Source organism: Bradyrhizobium sp. Leo170 (genome assembly GCF_004296405.1).
GTDB lineage: Bacteria > Pseudomonadota > Alphaproteobacteria > Rhizobiales > Xanthobacteraceae > Bradyrhizobium.
Genome location: NZ_PSRR01000182.1, coordinates 1 through 16,758 on the forward strand (window position 1 = coordinate 1; position 16,758 = coordinate 16,758).

18 protein-coding genes are annotated in these 16,758 nt (G+C 61.7%); 8 read left to right on the forward strand and 10 right to left on the reverse strand.

Annotated features, from left to right (window positions below; genetic code table 11):
• Nucleotides 1-1,587, reverse strand: a 1,587-nt coding sequence (locus CWO89_RS26275) for a caspase family protein (RefSeq protein ID WP_130581546.1), incomplete at its 3' end; no start/stop codon positions are given.
• A 356-nt stretch (nucleotides 1,588-1,943) separates the two neighbouring features.
• Here CWO89_RS26275 and CWO89_RS26280 point away from each other — a divergent pair.
• Entirely contained in the window at nucleotides 1,944-2,381 is a 438-nt protein-coding gene (locus CWO89_RS26280; protein WP_130581547.1) for a hypothetical protein, read from the forward strand.
• A gap of 279 nt (nucleotides 2,382-2,660) precedes the next feature.
• Nucleotides 2,661-3,533 (forward strand): tetratricopeptide repeat protein, encoded by an 873-nt coding sequence (locus tag CWO89_RS26285; RefSeq protein WP_130581548.1) that lies wholly within the window; start codon nucleotides 2,661-2,663, stop codon nucleotides 3,531-3,533.
• A gap of 123 nt (nucleotides 3,534-3,656) precedes the next feature.
• On the opposite strand, the gene CWO89_RS26290 is transcribed toward CWO89_RS26285, so the two are convergent.
• Nucleotides 3,657-4,232, reverse strand: coding sequence for a GrpB family protein (locus CWO89_RS26290; protein WP_245476593.1), 576 nt, complete (start codon nucleotides 4,230-4,232; stop codon nucleotides 3,657-3,659).
• Between the two features lie 86 nt (nucleotides 4,233-4,318).
• On the opposite strand from CWO89_RS26290, the gene CWO89_RS26295 reads away from it, so the two are divergent.
• Nucleotides 4,319-4,549, forward strand: coding sequence for a hypothetical protein (locus tag CWO89_RS26295; protein ID WP_130581549.1), 231 nt, complete (start codon nucleotides 4,319-4,321; stop codon nucleotides 4,547-4,549).
• A 184-nt stretch (nucleotides 4,550-4,733) separates the two neighbouring features.
• Here CWO89_RS26295 and CWO89_RS26300 read toward each other — a convergent pair whose 3' ends face one another.
• Complete coding sequence (locus tag CWO89_RS26300) at nucleotides 4,734-5,606, reverse strand: LysR substrate-binding domain-containing protein (protein WP_130581550.1); 873 nt, start codon at nucleotides 5,604-5,606, stop codon at nucleotides 4,734-4,736.
• Between the two features lie 135 nt (nucleotides 5,607-5,741).
• Here CWO89_RS26300 and CWO89_RS26305 point away from each other — a divergent pair, with 135 nt between their 5' ends.
• The 3 genes from CWO89_RS26305 (at nucleotide 5,742) to CWO89_RS26315 (ending at nucleotide 9,053) form a co-directional block, all read left to right on the forward strand.
• On the forward strand, nucleotides 5,742-6,785 hold the full coding sequence (locus CWO89_RS26305; protein WP_130581551.1) for a D-cysteine desulfhydrase family protein: 1,044 nt from the start codon (nucleotides 5,742-5,744) through the stop codon (nucleotides 6,783-6,785).
• Between the two features lie 32 nt (nucleotides 6,786-6,817).
• Nucleotides 6,818-8,416, forward strand: coding sequence for an MFS transporter (locus CWO89_RS26310; RefSeq protein WP_130581552.1), 1,599 nt, complete (start codon nucleotides 6,818-6,820; stop codon nucleotides 8,414-8,416).
• A gap of 70 nt (nucleotides 8,417-8,486) precedes the next feature.
• Nucleotides 8,487-9,053: a VOC family protein gene (locus CWO89_RS26315; protein ID WP_130581553.1), complete on the forward strand. Its 567-nt coding sequence runs from the start codon at nucleotides 8,487-8,489 to the stop codon at nucleotides 9,051-9,053.
• 36 nt (nucleotides 9,054-9,089) lie between these two features.
• Here CWO89_RS26315 and CWO89_RS26320 read toward each other — a convergent pair whose 3' ends face one another.
• From CWO89_RS26320 to CWO89_RS26335, 4 genes are all read right to left on the reverse strand, one after another.
• Entirely contained in the window at nucleotides 9,090-9,851 is a 762-nt protein-coding gene (locus CWO89_RS26320) for an SDR family oxidoreductase (protein WP_245476594.1), read from the reverse strand.
• 71 nt (nucleotides 9,852-9,922) lie between these two features.
• Nucleotides 9,923-10,618, reverse strand: a complete 696-nt coding sequence (locus tag CWO89_RS26325) for a dihydrofolate reductase family protein (protein WP_130581555.1) — start codon at nucleotides 10,616-10,618, stop codon at nucleotides 9,923-9,925.
• A gap of 28 nt (nucleotides 10,619-10,646) precedes the next feature.
• Nucleotides 10,647-11,042 carry a (R)-mandelonitrile lyase gene (locus CWO89_RS26330; RefSeq protein WP_207234577.1) on the reverse strand — a complete coding sequence of 132 codons (396 nt, stop codon included), beginning with the start codon at nucleotides 11,040-11,042 and terminating at the stop codon, nucleotides 10,647-10,649.
• A 122-nt stretch (nucleotides 11,043-11,164) separates the two neighbouring features.
• The gene (locus tag CWO89_RS26335) at nucleotides 11,165-11,944 is read right to left on the reverse strand and encodes a carboxymuconolactone decarboxylase family protein (RefSeq protein WP_130581557.1); all 780 of its coding nucleotides are present in this window, start codon (nucleotides 11,942-11,944) and stop codon (nucleotides 11,165-11,167) included.
• Between the two features lie 116 nt (nucleotides 11,945-12,060).
• On the opposite strand from CWO89_RS26335, the gene CWO89_RS26340 reads away from it, so the two are divergent.
• Entirely contained in the window at nucleotides 12,061-12,960 is a 900-nt protein-coding gene (locus tag CWO89_RS26340) for a LysR family transcriptional regulator (protein WP_130581558.1), read from the forward strand.
• Between the two features lie 120 nt (nucleotides 12,961-13,080).
• Here CWO89_RS26340 and CWO89_RS26345 read toward each other — a convergent pair whose 3' ends face one another.
• Nucleotides 13,081-13,920 (reverse strand): alpha/beta fold hydrolase, encoded by an 840-nt coding sequence (locus tag CWO89_RS26345; RefSeq protein ID WP_283813554.1) that lies wholly within the window; start codon nucleotides 13,918-13,920, stop codon nucleotides 13,081-13,083.
• A 75-nt stretch (nucleotides 13,921-13,995) separates the two neighbouring features.
• Nucleotides 13,996-14,505 (reverse strand): DUF4269 domain-containing protein, encoded by a 510-nt coding sequence (locus tag CWO89_RS26350; RefSeq protein WP_130581560.1) that lies wholly within the window; start codon nucleotides 14,503-14,505, stop codon nucleotides 13,996-13,998.
• 211 nt (nucleotides 14,506-14,716) lie between these two features.
• On the opposite strand from CWO89_RS26350, the gene CWO89_RS26355 reads away from it, so the two are divergent.
• The gene (locus CWO89_RS26355; RefSeq protein WP_130581561.1) at nucleotides 14,717-15,460 is read left to right on the forward strand and encodes an SDR family oxidoreductase; all 744 of its coding nucleotides are present in this window, start codon (nucleotides 14,717-14,719) and stop codon (nucleotides 15,458-15,460) included.
• A 53-nt stretch (nucleotides 15,461-15,513) separates the two neighbouring features.
• On the opposite strand, the gene CWO89_RS26360 is transcribed toward CWO89_RS26355, so the two are convergent.
• On the reverse strand, nucleotides 15,514-16,584 hold the full coding sequence (locus CWO89_RS26360) for a helix-turn-helix transcriptional regulator (protein WP_165421351.1): 1,071 nt from the start codon (nucleotides 16,582-16,584) through the stop codon (nucleotides 15,514-15,516).
• Nucleotides 16,585-16,758: the final 174 nt, after the last annotated feature.

The window sequence follows — 16,758 nt, forward strand, 5'->3', positions numbered from 1 at the left end:
CGCAAACTTGGTGCCCAGCGCCGGCTGAGCGACGCCCTGCGGCGATGGCTGGACCAGGTTGGCCCGCTGCGCCGCGGCAGGCGGCAACGATGGCGCAATCGCCGGCCGAGCTGCGCCACCACTGAACTTCGTTCCGAGCGCGCCGAGCTGCGCCGGAGTTGGGTTCGGATTGTTGATGACGTTGTTGATGATCGTCTGGTTGTGGATGTTGGCGAACACGATGTTGTTCGGCGGCGGCGCAACATAGATCGGCGGCCGGACAAAGACCGGGATCGGCACGAACAGCGGAACGGGTAGCACGAAGACATCCACTGGAGGCGGCGGTGGCGCCAGCACCACGAAATCCGGCGGCGGTGGCGGCAGGAAGAACACGGGCGGCGGTGGCGGCGGCGCAAAGGCGAACACCGGATCATCGAAGTAGAGGACCGGGCGATCCTCGACATATATGAACTCATCGGGCGGCGGCGGCCCAACGTCGTAGTCGATCGGCGCAAAGGACGGCGGCGGCTCCAGCGCCGCCGACAGGATTGTAAGCCGCCGCCGCGCATCGGCCGCATGAGGGCCGCGCGGATAGCGATGGAGATAGGACCAATAGGCATCCGGCGAATCGGTGCGATAGCTCCGCCCCCAGGTGATCGCCTCGCGCCGCGCGGCGACGATCGCCCTCACCCGCTTCGCAAGCGGATCATTCGGAAACGCCTGCAGGAAATCTTCGTAGCCCTGCAGCGTGTCGCGCTCCAGCGCGGCGGCATAGGCGTCCTTGGCGTCGAAGTCGCGGATCGGCTTGTCGCGGGCGCTGGCATCGACCTGGGTCGGCGGCGCGTCCTGCTGCCGTTCGAAGAACATGAAGGGCGTATCGATCTTCTGCGCGTTCCAGGGAATCTGCGCGCCCTTGGTCATCTCGCTGACGCGCAGGCGGACGCGGTCGAACAGTTCAGGCAGCGGCAGGCCGCCGGCGCGGATCATCTCGGCAAGCGCCTGCGCGTAGGGGCCGTAAGGCGGCTGACCTTCAGGCGCGATCGTGCCGGGTGCGGCATTGAACGCCAGGAGCATCTTCGCATCGGGCTCGACCAGCGCCAGGCCGCCGGCGAGCGGCTGCCCCTCCTTGGCGAAGGAATTCGCGCGCGCGCCATCGAGGACGATGATGTTGGCCTTCACCGGCAGCGCCGAGAGCTGGCGCATGTAGTCCGACAGCCGCAGGCCTTCGACCGGCACGTCGATGTCGCGGGCGATCTTCGCATCGACCGGAATGAAATAGTTCTCACCCGTAAGCTGCACGCCGTAGCCGGCGAGATAGACAAAGGCGACCGTGTTCGATCCCGCCTCCTGCACCTTCTGCACGAACTCACGGAACGACTTGCGCAGCGTCTCGCCGTCGAGGTCGCGCGCACCGACGACGTCAAAGCCCGCGGCCTGCAGCGTCTGCGCCACGAGGCCTGCATCGTTGGCCGCCGTCGGCAGCGCACCGGTCGCGTAGGCGCCATTGCCGATCACCAGCGCGAGCCGCTTCTCCTGCTCCTGCGCCTGTGCAGGCAGCGCGATCGATGACACCAGGCCAATGAACAATGCCAACAGAATGCGTGTCATGATCATTCCCCTATCGGATGCCACTCGATTGGATTCCTCGACGGGTGAACCAGCGCTGAACAGGAATTACGCCAATTATGGCAATCCTTGGCCTCCCCTGTACGTTCCACGGGCTTTTCGTCGCGGCCCATTCGACGCGGTCAGTGAATGGAACCGCGGCTACGGTCGCCCGCACTTGAAGCCGTCAGCGCTCAGCATGATTCCAGCTCTCGGGTTCGGATTTCGGAGCCAGCGCATTTTCATGCGGACAAAGACCGCCTTGATCTAACTTAAGCGTTCTTGCGCCTGATCAGGATTGTCTCTCGTCTCAAGCTCGGATTCCGACCTCTGCTCGTTCAAACGCGGGATCAGGTCCCATGCGCGACTTTCGCAGTGCAATTGCATCCAGCCTGATAGCGTTCGCCGCCTGGACGGCAACGACCAGTCCGTCGCCGGCAGACACCGGCAGCGTGCATGTCCTCTTCTCCAAGGCCGGAATCATCGCCGCCGTCGGCAATGGTACAGGCGTGCTGACATTCCACGGCAAAAAATATCCCTTCGACATTTCGGGCGCGAGTTTTGGCGCCACGCTTGCGCTTTCAATTGATGAGTTCGTCGGGCAGGCCCAGAACCTGCGCAATCCCGGCGATCTGGCAGGGACCTACACCGCGGTCGGAGCCGCCGGCGCTCTCGTCGCCGGAGCCGGCGCCGTGCGCTTGCAGAATGCGAATGGCGTCGTCCTGGTGCTCAGCGGACCCAGGTTGGGCGTGGAGCTCTCGGCCAGCCTGGCTCGCATCACCATTACGATGAAGTGACTAGCGTATCCATAAACCGGATTCTGTGGACGCCGCCAGTTGATGTCCGCCTCGCTCTAAAAGCGACCGAATTGCTGCGCCGCCACGAAATGACGCGATGGTCCAATAGCGAACTTGAAGGCCAAGCTTAATCTGCGCCGGCAGCAATGGCGGAGGACAGATGTTGCTCGATCAACGATTGTTTAACCGCAATCAGCATTACGGTTGCATTGTTCGATAAGAACAATTGTCGATTGCATCAACTTCGGGCATGAGCGCTTTCTCGGCCCGGAGAAGCAAATGAAAATTGGCTTGGCACAGCGGAGAGTCCTGCGCGGAATTGCTTTCCTGTCCGTGCTGTGGCCAATCTGTTCTGCGGTGATTGCGTCCGACGCCCAGACTTACCAGACGGCTGCTGCCGTTGCCGTAAGCAAGCTGGACTTTGAGCGCGCCATCCAAATTTACTCCAAAGGGCTCGAGCAGCAATTCAGTCCTAAAGACCGGGCAGAGCTGCTGCTGATGAGGGGTGTTACCGCTCAGCTGGCAAAAAGCTGGGATCAAGCCGAAGCCGATTTCAATGCGGTCGTTGAAATGGTCGGCTCTACCGATCGACGCGCTTATAGCGAGCGCGGCTTTTTCTATCACCACCAAAGTCGCTTTGAGCTTGCATTGGCCGACTACACCGCCGGGGCAAAGTTGTTTTCTGATGACGGGACTTTCCCCAATGGCCAGGGACTGGCGCTTATGGAACTGGGCCAATCCGAGGAAGCAATCCATCGGTTTGACGAAGCAATAAAGCTTGATCCGACATCGGGCGTGTTCATGCTTGGACGTGCCGAGGCCTATAATCGTTCGCACCGACCGCAAACCGCGCTGGAGGATTACGATAAGGCGCTGGCACTCGGGCATCTCACGCAAAACGATACGTATCGACTTCGGGTGGGCGTCGGAGCCGCACATCTCACACTGAAGAATGAGAAGGCCGCGATCGAAAGCTTGGATAAAGCTGTCGAACTCCGCCCCAACTCCACTACGGCCCTGAGATATCGAGGGCTAGCCTACGAACGGGCAGGCGAGCTTGATCGTGCGTATCGCGACTACGAGGCCGTCTTAAGACTGAAGCCTGGCGACGAATTCGCCGTGAAGCGGCTGCAGAGGCTCCGCTTGAAGTAGGGATCAACGGTCGCCGCGTATACAGCTGTTACTATCGAATACGGCTGCTCGAGGGACCTCAGAAAAGGCATCAGGTCTGCTGCGGGCCAAAAGCACATGTTGAGGCTCTGACATCTCGCGTTGCTATTGATCTCCTGCATCCGCGCGCCATGCACGAGCCTTAGCTGTTGTCTCCTCGACGAAAACATTTTTGCCGGTTCTATAGGCCTCTATGTTGTCTTTTGACGAAGCAGCGAGGGCCCGCTTAATGTCGGCATAGGCGCGGGCTGCGTCAGGGTGTGTGCGAAGATAGTCGCGAAACACCAGTAATGCCTCCCAACGAGGATGGGACGGCTCCATCAAATGCACATGGTGGGTCCACGGCCCCGGAGGCCCCTTACGGAAGAACAGCTCGCCGGGGATCCATGACGCGTACTCCGGTACGCAAATGTAGCCAAGCACCTCAATCGGCTCGATGCATCGTTCCTTTGCCTCTTCAAGGCTAGGTACACCAACTAACAGGTCAATGATGGGCTTCGAAGGGAGACCTGGAACTGCCGTGCTGCCCATATGCTCAATAGCCAAAGCGAACGAGCCGAGAGCATTCTTAATCCTAGTGCGCTCCTGCGCGAACAACGTCGGCCATTTCGGGTCATAGTCGGAAACAACAATCGACCCGGCTCCGTATTTCTCCACGTTCACCCCCTGACTGCCTTTCATTGAACTGTATCACGCGGTAGCGACCGACACATACTACTGAGCAATCGTGCCGCTATTGTGAGTCCGCTTCGGGGCAATCCAGACCTTTGCTCTCGGGCGTACGAATCGCCGCCGATATCGAGGCGTTGAAGGTCGGAATCGCCCAGCGAAAGCGAGAGCGAGAGGCCGGGCGCGCTGAAAACAAGGCCGAGAGACTTGAGTGGGAGGCGGGGTTCGCGATTGATTATGCCGTCGCGTCGATCGAGCAGGCGGAGCTGGCGGTACTCGATGCCATCGCCGGCTGCATTGACGCCGAGGAGACCAAGAGAGCCGTGTAACAAGAGAGCCATGTAAGCTGACGCTCGGCCGCGACACGGCACTGAGCTGCTCCGAACTTCTGCAGGACGAAAGCTCTACTTTCGTCGCGGACTTCCGCGAAGAAGCCGTGCTTGGATTGAGTCTTGTCGAGTAGGACCCAAAGCCGCAGCGGCTCAGCGACGGTATCGGACTGGATCAACGCCATCAGAACATTCGGGCGGATGATGAGGATGACAGGCTTTGTACCGACTCCGACAGATATTCGCCCAGGTAAGTTGCCGCCTCGTTGCGCGACGATCCTTTGAAGAGCGCTATTTCAGTCTCAGGGAGATCCGGCAAACCTTCTGCCGCGCCGAGGGCTACAAAATCGAGAAGAACGGTGCTTTGGGCCAACGCCGCGATGCCGATGCCTGCCGATACAGCGGCTTGCACGCCGGCAAGGCTGGTGCTCGTGTACACGATCTCCCAAGGTCGCGGACAGGAGCGCATGCGCCGTAATACTTCCGGGCGATAGACGCAGCCGTGGGGAAACATCACGAGGGGAAGAGGGTCGACGACAAAACTCTGACCGCGGGCGCCGACCCAGACAAGCGGCTCCCGCCAAAGAACATATCCCTCCGTCGCCTCAGATTCGCGGCGGGCCAGCACGATGTCGAGATCGCCGTTCCCCAGGTCGCGCATCAGTTCGGCTGTCAACGCACTCCTGACTTCCAGACGGATCGCTGGATGACTTGCTGTAAAGCGTCGCAGCGCCATCGGCAGATGGCGGGTGGCGAAATCCTCCGGCAGTCCAAGCCGAACCGTGCCCGTCAGCGGTGGGCGGCGCAGCTTCAGCAACGCCTCGTCATTTAGATCAACCAGCGCCTCGGCATAGGTTCGAAGGACCTCGCCTTGTTCTGTCAGCGCGACACCGCGGCCCTGACGTTCGAAAAGCGGTCGGCCGACGATCTCCTCAAGCCGACGAATATGGAGGCTGATGGTTGATTGCGTCTTATGCAGCCGACCCGCCGCACGGGTGAAGCCGCCTTGCTCGATGATCGCAAGGAAGGTGCGCACGAGTTCCAGTTCGAGGTTCATAGCACAACCCATCGAGTTATTCGATCGAATTCCATCGAAACAACTCGTTTTACTAATGATTTTGCAAAAAATAGCGTTTGGTCAGCCTTTTAACAAGGTCGGCGATCTTTTATTCGCGATCCATGAGAATTTTCGATGGCGTACCGTTTTGCAGTGTCACCCCAGCGCGCGCAGCAGGAAGCACAGCGGCTTTCTGCATTTCCTCGCGTAGAGCTTGTCCACGCGCCAACTCGGCTTGAGCGGCTCGACCGGCTTTCGGCCAAGCTGAACGGACCAACCATCTGGGTCAAACGGGACGACTGCACAGGCCTGGCCGGTGGCGGCAACAAGATCCGAAAGCTCGAGTTTCTGATCGGCGCTGCCCGAGAGGAGCGCGCGGATACAGTCATTACGGCGGGCGCCGTCCAGTCCAATCATGCGCGTCAGGTCGCAGCGGCGGCGGTTCGTTGCGATCTGCGGCCGATTCTGGTTCTGACCGACTCCGTTGGAGGGCGCGGCGACCTTTATCGCACCAGCGGCAATGTCCTCATCGATCGTCTGCTCGGCGCCGACATTCGTCTTGTCGGGGACGTCGAGAGCGGCCCGATGATGGAAGAGATTGCCGGACAGGAGCGCGAGCGCGGCCGGCGGCCTTACATCATTCCGGTGGGCGGTTCGAACGCGGTCGGCGTCCTCGGTTATGTCGCCGGCTATTTCGAACTGCTCACGCAACTGCATGAACGCGCAATCGCCATCGACAGTATCATCCTGCCGACCGGCAGCGGTGGCACTCAGGCGGGCTATATCCTCGGCGCCCATCTCACCGGGCTGGAGGCCTCTATTCTTGGCATCTCCGTCGGGGCGCCGCTCGAGAGCCAGCGCGCGAAGGTGGCGCAGCACCTGCGATCCGCTGCGCTTCTGCTCAGCATCGAAGATGTCGCCGCTTTCAAGGCTCCTCTGATCGACGATGGCTTCGTCGGCCCCGGGTACGGCCAGCCGGCATCGCAAACCATCGACGCCATCCAACTCGCGGCCGAGACCGAAGGATTGCTGCTCGATCCTGTTTACACCGGCAAGGCAATGGCGGGGCTGATCGCGCTGATCCAGAGCGGAAAATTCCGGCGGGGCGAGAACATCCTGTTTCTGCACACCGGCGGAAGCCAGGCGCTTGGCGCCTACGCCGACGCTTTCACTTCATAAGACTTCACATCACGCAAAGGGGGAACACCACCATGGTCACTGTGGCCGAAATCGATGCTGCGCAAGCAGACACCACAAAGTCGCGCCGACTGGTCATCACGGCCGCATCGCTCGGCACCATCTTCGAGTGGTACGACTTCTACATCTACGGAACGCTCGCTGCGTTCTTCGGCGCACTGTTCTTTCCTCCCGGCAACGAGACTGCAGCATTCCTGGCCAGCCTCGCCACATTCGGAGCGGGATTCGCCGTGCGTCCGCTGGGAGCGCTTGTATTCGGCCGTCTCGGCGACATGGTCGGACGCAAATACACGTTCCTCATAACGATCCTGATCATGGGGCTATCCACTGCGGCTGTTGGCCTGTTGCCGACCTATGCCCAGATCGGGATGCTGGCGCCGGTGCTGCTGGTTGGACTTCGCCTGCTGCAAGGACTGGCCATCGGCGGCGAGTATGGTGGCGCCGCGATCTATGTCGCCGAGCACGCACCGGACCGGCAGCGCGGACTTCACACCAGTTGGATTCAAACCACGTCGACGGTGGGCCTGTTGCTGTCACTTGGTGTCATTCTGGCCTGCCGGCAGTCAATGGACGCGGCTGTGTTCGCGAGCTGGGGCTGGCGAATTCCATTCCTCGTCTCGATCGCACTGCTCGGGATGTCCGTCTACATCCGCCTGCGACTGGAGGAATCTCCCGTCTTCGCCGAGATGAAGCGGGCTGGTGCCACGTCCCGCGCGCCATTTCGCGACAGTTTCGGCAATTGGGCCAATCTGCGCCTCGTGCTGATCGCGCTGTTCGGCGCCACCGCCGGACAGGCCGTCGTCTGGTACACCGGACAGTTCTATGCACTCTACTTCCTCACGGCCACTCTCAAGCTTGACTACGTGAGTGCCTATGTCCTGATCGCGATTGCGCTGCTGGCAGGCACGCCGCTGTACATCGCGTTCGGCGCGCTGTCGGATCGGATTGGCCGCAAGCCGCTGATCGTCGGAGGCTTTCTGCTGGCCGCCGTGACCTATTTCCCGACCTTTCACGCCCTCACCTGGGCGGTGAATCCCGCACTCGCGGCCGCGCAGAGCAACAGCCCGGTCCAGGTCGCGGCCAAGGACTGCAATTTCAACATGTTCGCCAAGCCTGCAACGCCCTGCGACATGGCCAGGGACTATTTGTCAAAGGCCGGCGTCACTTACGCGTCCGCCGAAACGGCTGATACAGCGGGCGTCGTCGTCCATATCGGATCGACTGTTATCAAGGGTTTTGACAGCGCCACCTACGCTGCAGCACTCGCTGCCGCCGGCTATCCGAAGACGGCCGATCCCGCGCAGGTCAAATGGCTTCCCGCCGCGCTGCTGTTGATCCTGATGATGGTGTGGGCAACGATGGTCTATGGCCCGATGGCCGCGTTCCTGGTCGAATTGTTCCCAGCGCGCATCCGCTACACGTCCCTCTCGCTGCCGTTCCATGTCGGGAATGGCCTGTTCGGAGGCTTCCTTCCATTCGTCGCGTTCGCCGTGGTGACGGTGACCGGGAATCCCTATGCCGGCCTTTGGTATCCGGTCGGCGTGGCGTCGCTGAGCTTTGTGATCGGCCTATTGTTCATGCGCAACCGAACTGGAAGCCGCATCGCGGACTGACACCGCGGCGCGGATGAAGGCAATCGCTCGCCCTGCCGCGCCGAGCCATCATGCTTTGGAGAGAAAAGATATGCGCAAAGATCCGAAAAATGTGCTGCCAGGCCAGCCGCACACCGACCGCACCGGCACGATCAATCACTTGCGGCTCACCGTCACGGACGTCACGCGAGCCAGGGATTTTTACCAACCCGTTATGGAGCGGCTTGGCTATTTGCTGGTGGAGGAAAGCGTCACGCGCCTCGCCTGGGCGAGCTGGGCGCCACATGGTACGCTGCATTGGTTTATCATGAGCGTCGCGAATCCGGACAGCCCGAACAGGACTCACGACCGCTATTCGCCGGGCTTCCATCACCTCGCCTGGAATGTCGGTTCTCGAGACGAAGTCGACGCCTTCTATCGGTTTCTAAAGGATAGGAACGTGCCGATCCTCGATCCCCCGGCCGAGTACGACTATGAGCCCGGCTACTACGCGTTCTTCTTCTCCGATCCGGACGATCTCAAACTCGAGATCATGCATGTCGATGTTGCCGGGAGTCTTTCCTACTGGAAGCGTTTCTCGGAAGCAGGCGCCCCGCTGAAGCCACTCGAGATCGCAGAACCCCTCTTCGTGCGAGCAGCGTTGAAGAGCGATGGTTAAGGGAGGCGCGCAGAACAATTCTGCCGAGGGCCGCGTTCAGTGAGCGGTAAACCCGCCATCCACGACGAGCGCATGCCCAATGACGAAACTAGCGCCGGGGCTGCACAGCCAGAGGACGGCGGACGCGATCTCATCCGGGCGACCAAGGCGACCGATCGGTTGGTTGCGCAGGATTTCCTTCATCGCTTCCGGCTCTTTGGAGAGCATCTCGGAAACCATGGGAGTATCGATGGTGCCCGGGCACACCGCGTTGATGCGGATACCGCGCGCTGCATATTCGAGCGCAGCACTCCTGGTCAGCCCAATCACTCCATGTTTGGCGGCGTGGTAAGCCGCACGCCCTGGCAGACCTATCAAGCCGCCAATGGACGAGCAATTGACGATAGCGCCGCTGCCCTGCTCTCGCATGTGGTTGAGCTCATGCTTCATACAGGTCCAGACGCCGCGCAGATTGATGGCATTGACCCGATCGAATTCTTCGCCCGTAACGTCGGCAGTCTCGATCGCAGGCGACTGCACGCCGGCATTGTTGAACGCGGCATCCACCCGCCCGAATTCGGATACGGTCCGTTCGACCGCTGCGGCGACGTCGCCTTCATCGGCGACGTTGCACTGAATCCCGATCGCCTTATGGCCGGCCGCCGCCAGCTCTTCGGCGGCTCGGCGTACGGCGTCCTCCCGGACATCGACGAGCGCGACGGCCGCGCCGGCGTCCGCGAAAGCTCTGGCGGTGGCCAAACCCATGCCGGATGCAGCGCCCGTGACCAGCGCGACCTGGTTCTTGAAAGGCAAATACACTGAACTCGCTCCTTTAGTGTTGTGGAGGACGGACGGCCCGTTCAAGGCCGATTGAGATGCAGGTCCTTGGATCATTCATTCTGCAATTTGTAACGCAGCCACATGACTCCGCCCTCGAGCACCTGATGGCTCTCGAGGGTCATCGATCGGACGGGCGCCGACCGTCCGTGCTCGTTCTCCAGCGAGTCGAACACGGCCGGCGCTCCCTTCGCTCCGTCCACTGACGGAAACAGGATCAGGCTCACTTCGTCGACCAGCCCTGCCCGCAGGAAGGCACCATTGGTGACGCCGCCGCCTTCCAGCAACAGGCGTTTCACACCGAGTTCGCGGTTCAGGGCGTCCAATGTCAGCGGCAGGTCGAGCTGTTTCTTCCCGCCGAAGACGTAGGAAATTCCTTCGCTGCGAAGTCCCGCCAGGTGTGCATCCGAGACGTCGTCCGTCAGCACGACGACGATGGGATCATTGCCGATGTCCGAGCGGCCCCACACGATCTTTCCGCGCGCGTCCAGCACGACGCCGTAGGCCTTCGCGTCGCGACGCGCAAACCAGGGCTCGCGCAGGAAGACATCCTTCGTGGACGAGGGATACTCGCTGCCCTTGGCATATTCCTGACCGGTTGTGCGTCCGACCAGCCAGGCGTCGCCTCCGATCTCTTCGTGCAATCGGTCGAACAGCCCTGGCGACACGCTCGCCTGCGGACTCCAGCGGCTGAACAGCGTGCGACCATCGATGCTCGCCGCCATGTGGCAGATGACGTAGGGCTTCATTCGATCTCTCCATTCAATCGCGGCTCCGTCACTTGCGGTATTGCTCGTCGCTGACCTTCTCCATCCAGTCGACATTCTTGCCGTCGAGCGATTCCTGGATGGCGATGTGGGTCATTGCGGTGGTCGGCGTCGCTCCGTGCCAGTGCCTGAGGCCTGGCGGGAACCACACCACGTCGCCCGGCCGCACCTCTTCGATCGCTCCGCCGTCGCGCCGCACCCACCCCAATCCCGAGGTGATGATCAACGTCTGGCCGAGCGGATGGGTGTGCCAGGCGGTCCGGGCGCCGGGCTCAAAGGTGACCTGTCCGGCGCCGACCCGCGCCGGATCAGGCGCCTGAAACAACGGGTCGACGCGGACCGAACCGGTGAACCAGTCCGGCGAGCCCTTGGCAGAGGGCCGCGAACCATTTCGCTTGATCTCGATATCCATGTCTCCACTCCTTCGCTTGGTGGTCGACTTTTCCGCCGCGGCCCCGCCGATCACGGTCAAGGCGAATCCGGCTCCGGTGCCAGCGATCAATCGTCGACGCGAGTACATCCTGATCACTACGGAGGCCGTTTCTCGATCACGTCCTTGACGACCGGCGCCGCGGAAAACGCGTTGGGCCAGCCGGCATAGAAGGCCAGATGGCCGAGCACCTCTCCGGCCTCTTCCCGCGTCAATCCGTTATCCATCGCCCGGTTCAGGTGGTAGGTGATTTGAGCGACCTGTCCGGTCGCGACGAGGGCGCTCACGGTGACGAGGCTGCGGTCCCGAGGGGCGAGGCCCGGTCGCAGCCAGAGGTCGCGGAACAGCACGTCGGTCGTGTACTGCACGAGGCTCGGCGTGATCTGACCGAACTGCTGTCCAACACGCGTCGCCCGCTGCGTCTCCGCAGCCTCGTCGAGGGGGAGCCGCGGTCCGGACGCCGGCGGAAGCTCATCGGCTCCGATGTTGCGGCTCCTGAAGACTTCCTGCGCCGCCGGGAGCGCGTCCATTGCATTCGCCCAGCCGGTGTAGAACGCCAGATGCGTGATGATCTCCGAAAGTTCCGACGGCTTCACGCCACTGTCGATCGCGAGATTGAGATAGTATGGCAGCTCGACCGTCTGAGCCCGGGCGATGAGGGCGGCGACGGTCACGATGCTGCGATCACGCGCCGAGAGGCCGGGTCGCTTCCAGAGATCGCCAAGCACAACGCCTTGCGCGTAATTTTCGAGGGCGGGCGCGACCGCCCGAATGTCTTGGGGCGTGGGCATCGTATTTGCTCCCTTGGTTGCGGGCGTCTGGGCCGAAGCCTGAGCCATCAGACAGAGTGAGACGGCGGCGGCTGCGAGCACTCTCATGGAGAACTCTCCTCGGTAGCGAATGGCTGGGCCAGCGATCGCATGCGAACGTAGCGCTTTGGGCATCCAGGTATTAGATGATAAAATCCGATCAGATTTATCGGAGCTACCTATAAATGGACCGCGAGAACGCGAGCGATCTACTTGCCTTTCTGGCGGTGGCGCGGGAGCGGAGCTTCACCAGGGCGGCGGCAAAGCTCGGGATCTCCCAACCGACGCTCAGTGAGATCGTCCGCGGCCTGGAAGAGCGGTTGGGTGTCAGGTTGCTGAACCGCACGACCCGGAGCGTCACACCAACTCAGGCCGGCGAACGGCTGTTCCTGAAGATCGGGCCCAAGTTCGACGAGATGGACGTCGAGCTGGCGGCCTTGGGCGAACTGCGCGAGAAGCCGGCAGGCACGATCCGGATCACCGCCACGGAACATGCCGCGGATGCGATCCTGATGCCTGCCTTGGCTAACATCTTGCCGCACTATCCGGATATAAAGGTCGAAGTCCTGATCGACTACGGTCTCACCAACATCGTCGCGGCCCAGTACGACGCCGGGATTCGTCCGGGCGAATTGGTGGCAAAGGACATGATCGCCGTGCGTGTGGGTCCGGACCTGCGCATGGCGGTCGTGGGCGCGCCCTCCTACTTCTCCAACCGGAAGCGGCCGCGGACGCCGCAGGATCTGACCCATCACAACTGCATCAACCTGCGCCTGCCTACGCATGGCGGCAGCCTCTATGCCTGGGAATTCGAGAAGAACGCGCGTGAAGTGAATGTGCGCGTCGAGGGCCAGCTTGTCTTCAATGGCGCCGGCGCACTGCTCAGCGCCGCCTTGAAAGGCTTCGGGCTCGCCTATCTGACCGAGGGGCATGTGCAGCCGTACCTGTCGAGCGGCCAGCTTGTGCGCGTCCTGTCGGACTGGTGCCCGCCGTTCTCCGGCTATCACCTCTATTATCCGAGCCGCCGGCAGCCATCGCCGGCGTTCTCGCTGCTGGTCGATGCGCTTCGCTACCGCCGCAAATGATCGCTGCTTGAGTTTTGTCGAGAACAACCCAAAGCCGCAGCGTTCAGCCGCGGTCCCGGACTGAATCAAGTGTACTCTCAGTCCTAGCCCTCTGGCATGTCCGTTTCACGCCTTCGGCGTTCAAGAGACGAGAGGATGTCGTTCAAGGAAGTCCTTGATGGCTGCGTTCACGGGGCCTGGGTTGGTCATGTTGACGGAGTGACCGCCCGCAATCACGATCAGTTCCGCATTGGGGATTGCTGCCTTCATGGCTTGCGCCCTGGCGAGTGGAATGGCGGCATCGGCATCGCCATGGATGACCAGTGTGGGGACGCGGATCGAGGAAATCTTGTCGCTGATATCGTCTCGGCGCGCGAGCGTGTCGAGAGCGCTCAAGAGATTTGGCGCTGTCATGGCGCGCCATTTTTCCCTCCATGCGGAGGCGCCAGGCCAGTTGGGACCGAAAATGATGTGCTCGACCGTGGTGGCGATTTCGTCCGGCAGCTTGCCTGCGATCCATGCGCCCAGCAGCGCACGATAGCTCGCAAGTGTTTTCGAGTCGTCTACGCCTGCCTGCGTTGCGATCAAGACCAGGGCACGGACGCGCTCAGGATGCATCCGGGCGCATCTCATACTCAGGAAGGAGCCCTGAGACACGCCGACGAGAATGGCGCTCTCGATACCGAGAAACGCAAGGAGTGCGTCGAGATCGTTTGCGGAATCGTAGTAAGAAAAGGTCGGCAATGTTTCCGTGGCAGTCTTCCCGTGCCCGCGCTCGTCCCACACGATGCAGCGGTACCTTTCCCGGAACGCCATCATCTGCGGCGAGAACATGGTGCCGTCAAGCAACAGTCCGTGCGAGAAGACAATCGCCGGGCCGGATCCGCTGGTGTCCTCGTAATAGAGCCGCTGACCGTTAACGTCCGCGTAGGGCACTTGCTTCTCCTGCTTGTTATCCTGCGTCGTCCAAGCATGCGCCATCGGTCCGACGAAGGCGATGGAATTTGGACTACAGCGGTAACAGAGCGGCTCATCATTGGCGCGCCGGACGAATCCTCACAGTGAGTTCAGCCGAGCGCGCAACTGAATGTCGGTCCCCGAAGCAAGTTCGAGCAGGCCGCGATAGGGATCGCCGTCTATCCCAAGGACGGCTGCGAAGGCGGGCTCTGTCTTGATCCCCAGCGACCTTTGCTGAAGGACAGCCTTCCGGAGGCGTCCGTCATCGAGAGCCAGCAATCTTCTTTCGATCTCGAAATGCAACCAGCCGTGCTGCTGCCCCACCGGCCGAGAGTCCCCGAACACCTCGAAGGGCCATCCGCTCCATTCGAAGCGAGCGACCACCGGCCGTCCCGAGGAGGTCCACTGATAGAGACGAAAGCCGTCGCAGGCTTGGAATTGTCTCCAGATCGCCTCGGCAAAGGCCATCGGGTCGAATGCGTGGCAGATGATGTCGATATCGCTTCCCGGCACGGAGAGCGCCAGGGGAAGAGTCCCGACCACGCGCGGATCGAAGGCGCGGAGCGCTTCCAACACACCTGAGCTACCTATCGCGGCTTCGTATTCCATTGTTGCTTGCCAAGATACTAGCCGCCACTTTCGGCTCTCAGCCCTTCTGAGATCAGGGTTCGCAGTACCACATTTGACTCGATCTTCCATCATCGCTCCCGAGAGTTGCTGGATGCAACGGCTCGTGAGATATTTGCGCACCCTGTTGGCGAGCCGTCCCAGTCGTCAATCCGGAACTGCTCGCCTTCGTCAAACGCTGAGGGAGAGTGTCATGAAGATCATCGTCATCGGCGGCACCGGACTGATCGGATCGAAGCTGGTTGCAAAGCTCAGCCAACAGGGACACGAGGCCGTGCCGGCCTCTCCGCGGTCGGGCGTGAACGCGGTGACGGGAGAAGGGCTCGCGGCAGCACTCACCGGCGCGCAGGTCGTGGTGGACGTTTCCAATTCGCCATCCTGGGAACCCGCCGCAGTGCTCGATTTCTTCGAGCGTTCTACCCGCAATCTCGTTGCTGCGGAAACCGCAGCCGGCGTGACGCATCACGTCGCGCTATCGATTGTCGGGACCGACCGCTCGCCGGATATTGCCTATTTTCGTGCCAAGGTCGCGCAGGAGACATTGGTCAAATCGTCCGGCGTTCCCTACTCCATCGTCCGCGCGACCCAGTTCTTCGAATTCCTGAGCGCCATCGCCGAAACCGGAGCGATCGGGAACAGGATTGTCGTTCCGTCAGCCCTGTTCCAGCCGATCGCGGCCGACGATGTCGTTGACTGCCTGGCGGAGGTTGCGATCGGGCAGCCGCTGAACGCCACGATCGACATTGCTGGCCCAGAGAAGGCGCCCTTCAATGAATTCGTTGCGCGCCGCCTGAAGGCATCAGGCGACAGCCGGCTCGTTTTCGGCGATCCAACCGCAGAGTATTATGGCGCGCCGATCGACGATGCCTCGCTGACGCCCAGCGGCACAGCCCGGCTTGGACCAACCCGCCTGGAGGCTTGGCTCGCGAGACTTTAACGTCGGTCGATGCAGTGACGGCGATCCATGATGCATCAATTGCCGATCATGGATCAACGGCCTGACCTTCTTGATTTGCCAGCGGCGTTCGTCAGTTCGTGCTCGCCCTGCATCAGCAGTCGAACCAGTTCGGCCTGCCTGTGCACGCCGGTCTTCTCGAAGATATGGCTTAGATGTGCCCTGACCGTTGTGGCCGCGATGCCGAGCCTAGCAGCGGATGCGGCGCGCCCGTCGCCCTTGAGAATCTCAAAGGCGACGTCCGCCTCCGCCGAGGTGAGCCCGAACCGACGACGTAAGTGCTCCTTTCGCATACGCCGCTCTCGTTCGGGATCGGTGACGATGAGGATCGCCACAGGCAGCGCGGTGCCGAACCAGGCCGTATCGATCTGCTCCGCGTTCACTCGAAACGGCGCGACGACAACGTGCAGGGGCCTGCACCCCTCACCACGTGGGAGCTCAATGCTTCCGCCGGGTTCGCCATTGATCGTCGTGGCGTCCGCGCAACTTGCGATCAGACGATGCAAGACGCGGGTTATGTTGCGGCTGCACGCGCGGACGCCGTCTCGATCGACGCCGAGGCCGTCATTGCCGGAGAGAATCGCTTCCGCGCTCCGATTCGCGAACAGAATTCTCGCCGCAGCATCGACCAGGATGACACTGACCTCCAATCGATCGAGCGCAGCCCGCGCTCCAGCCGCACGCAGTTCGGCCGCGGCCAACTTGTGGGCCACGTTTAGCGCGGTCACGAGATGCGGCACCAGCGTCCGCAGTGCTGCGATATCGTCGGCGTCAAAATCCTGACGTCCCAGCCGGCGGCCGGTGGAGAGATGGACAAACCGTTGTGGCGTGCGCAGCGGCGAGACCAGCAGGCCGTGAAATGCGCCCAACGGCCGGACGCCTTCGTTATAGAAGGTTGTCCGGGCGTACTCGCGGTCGGGTAGAAGCGCGGAGGTCGGCGCCACGGACCCGACCGGCAGCGCACGGATGACCTCCCAGAACGCGGAGCCGGGGCCGGCCGCTGCGGTAAAGCCTGCGGTCTGCTCGGAGCTCATCCCGAAGCCGACAACGAACTCGGCCGCACGGCTCGCGTCCTGGGCCAGGAAAATGCTGTGCTCGCTGCGCAAGGCGCTCGCTATTGACGGCAACGCACACGTCCAGCCGTCGGGGGTGAGCGGCGCTTCGTGGATTCGCTGGACCGCTGCAAGAATCGCATCCGCTCGCGCCATCACCGATCACCCGTAAAAGTTGTATAAAAAATGAAACTCAACGCATACAACCGAAAGGTGAATAGCATAAGT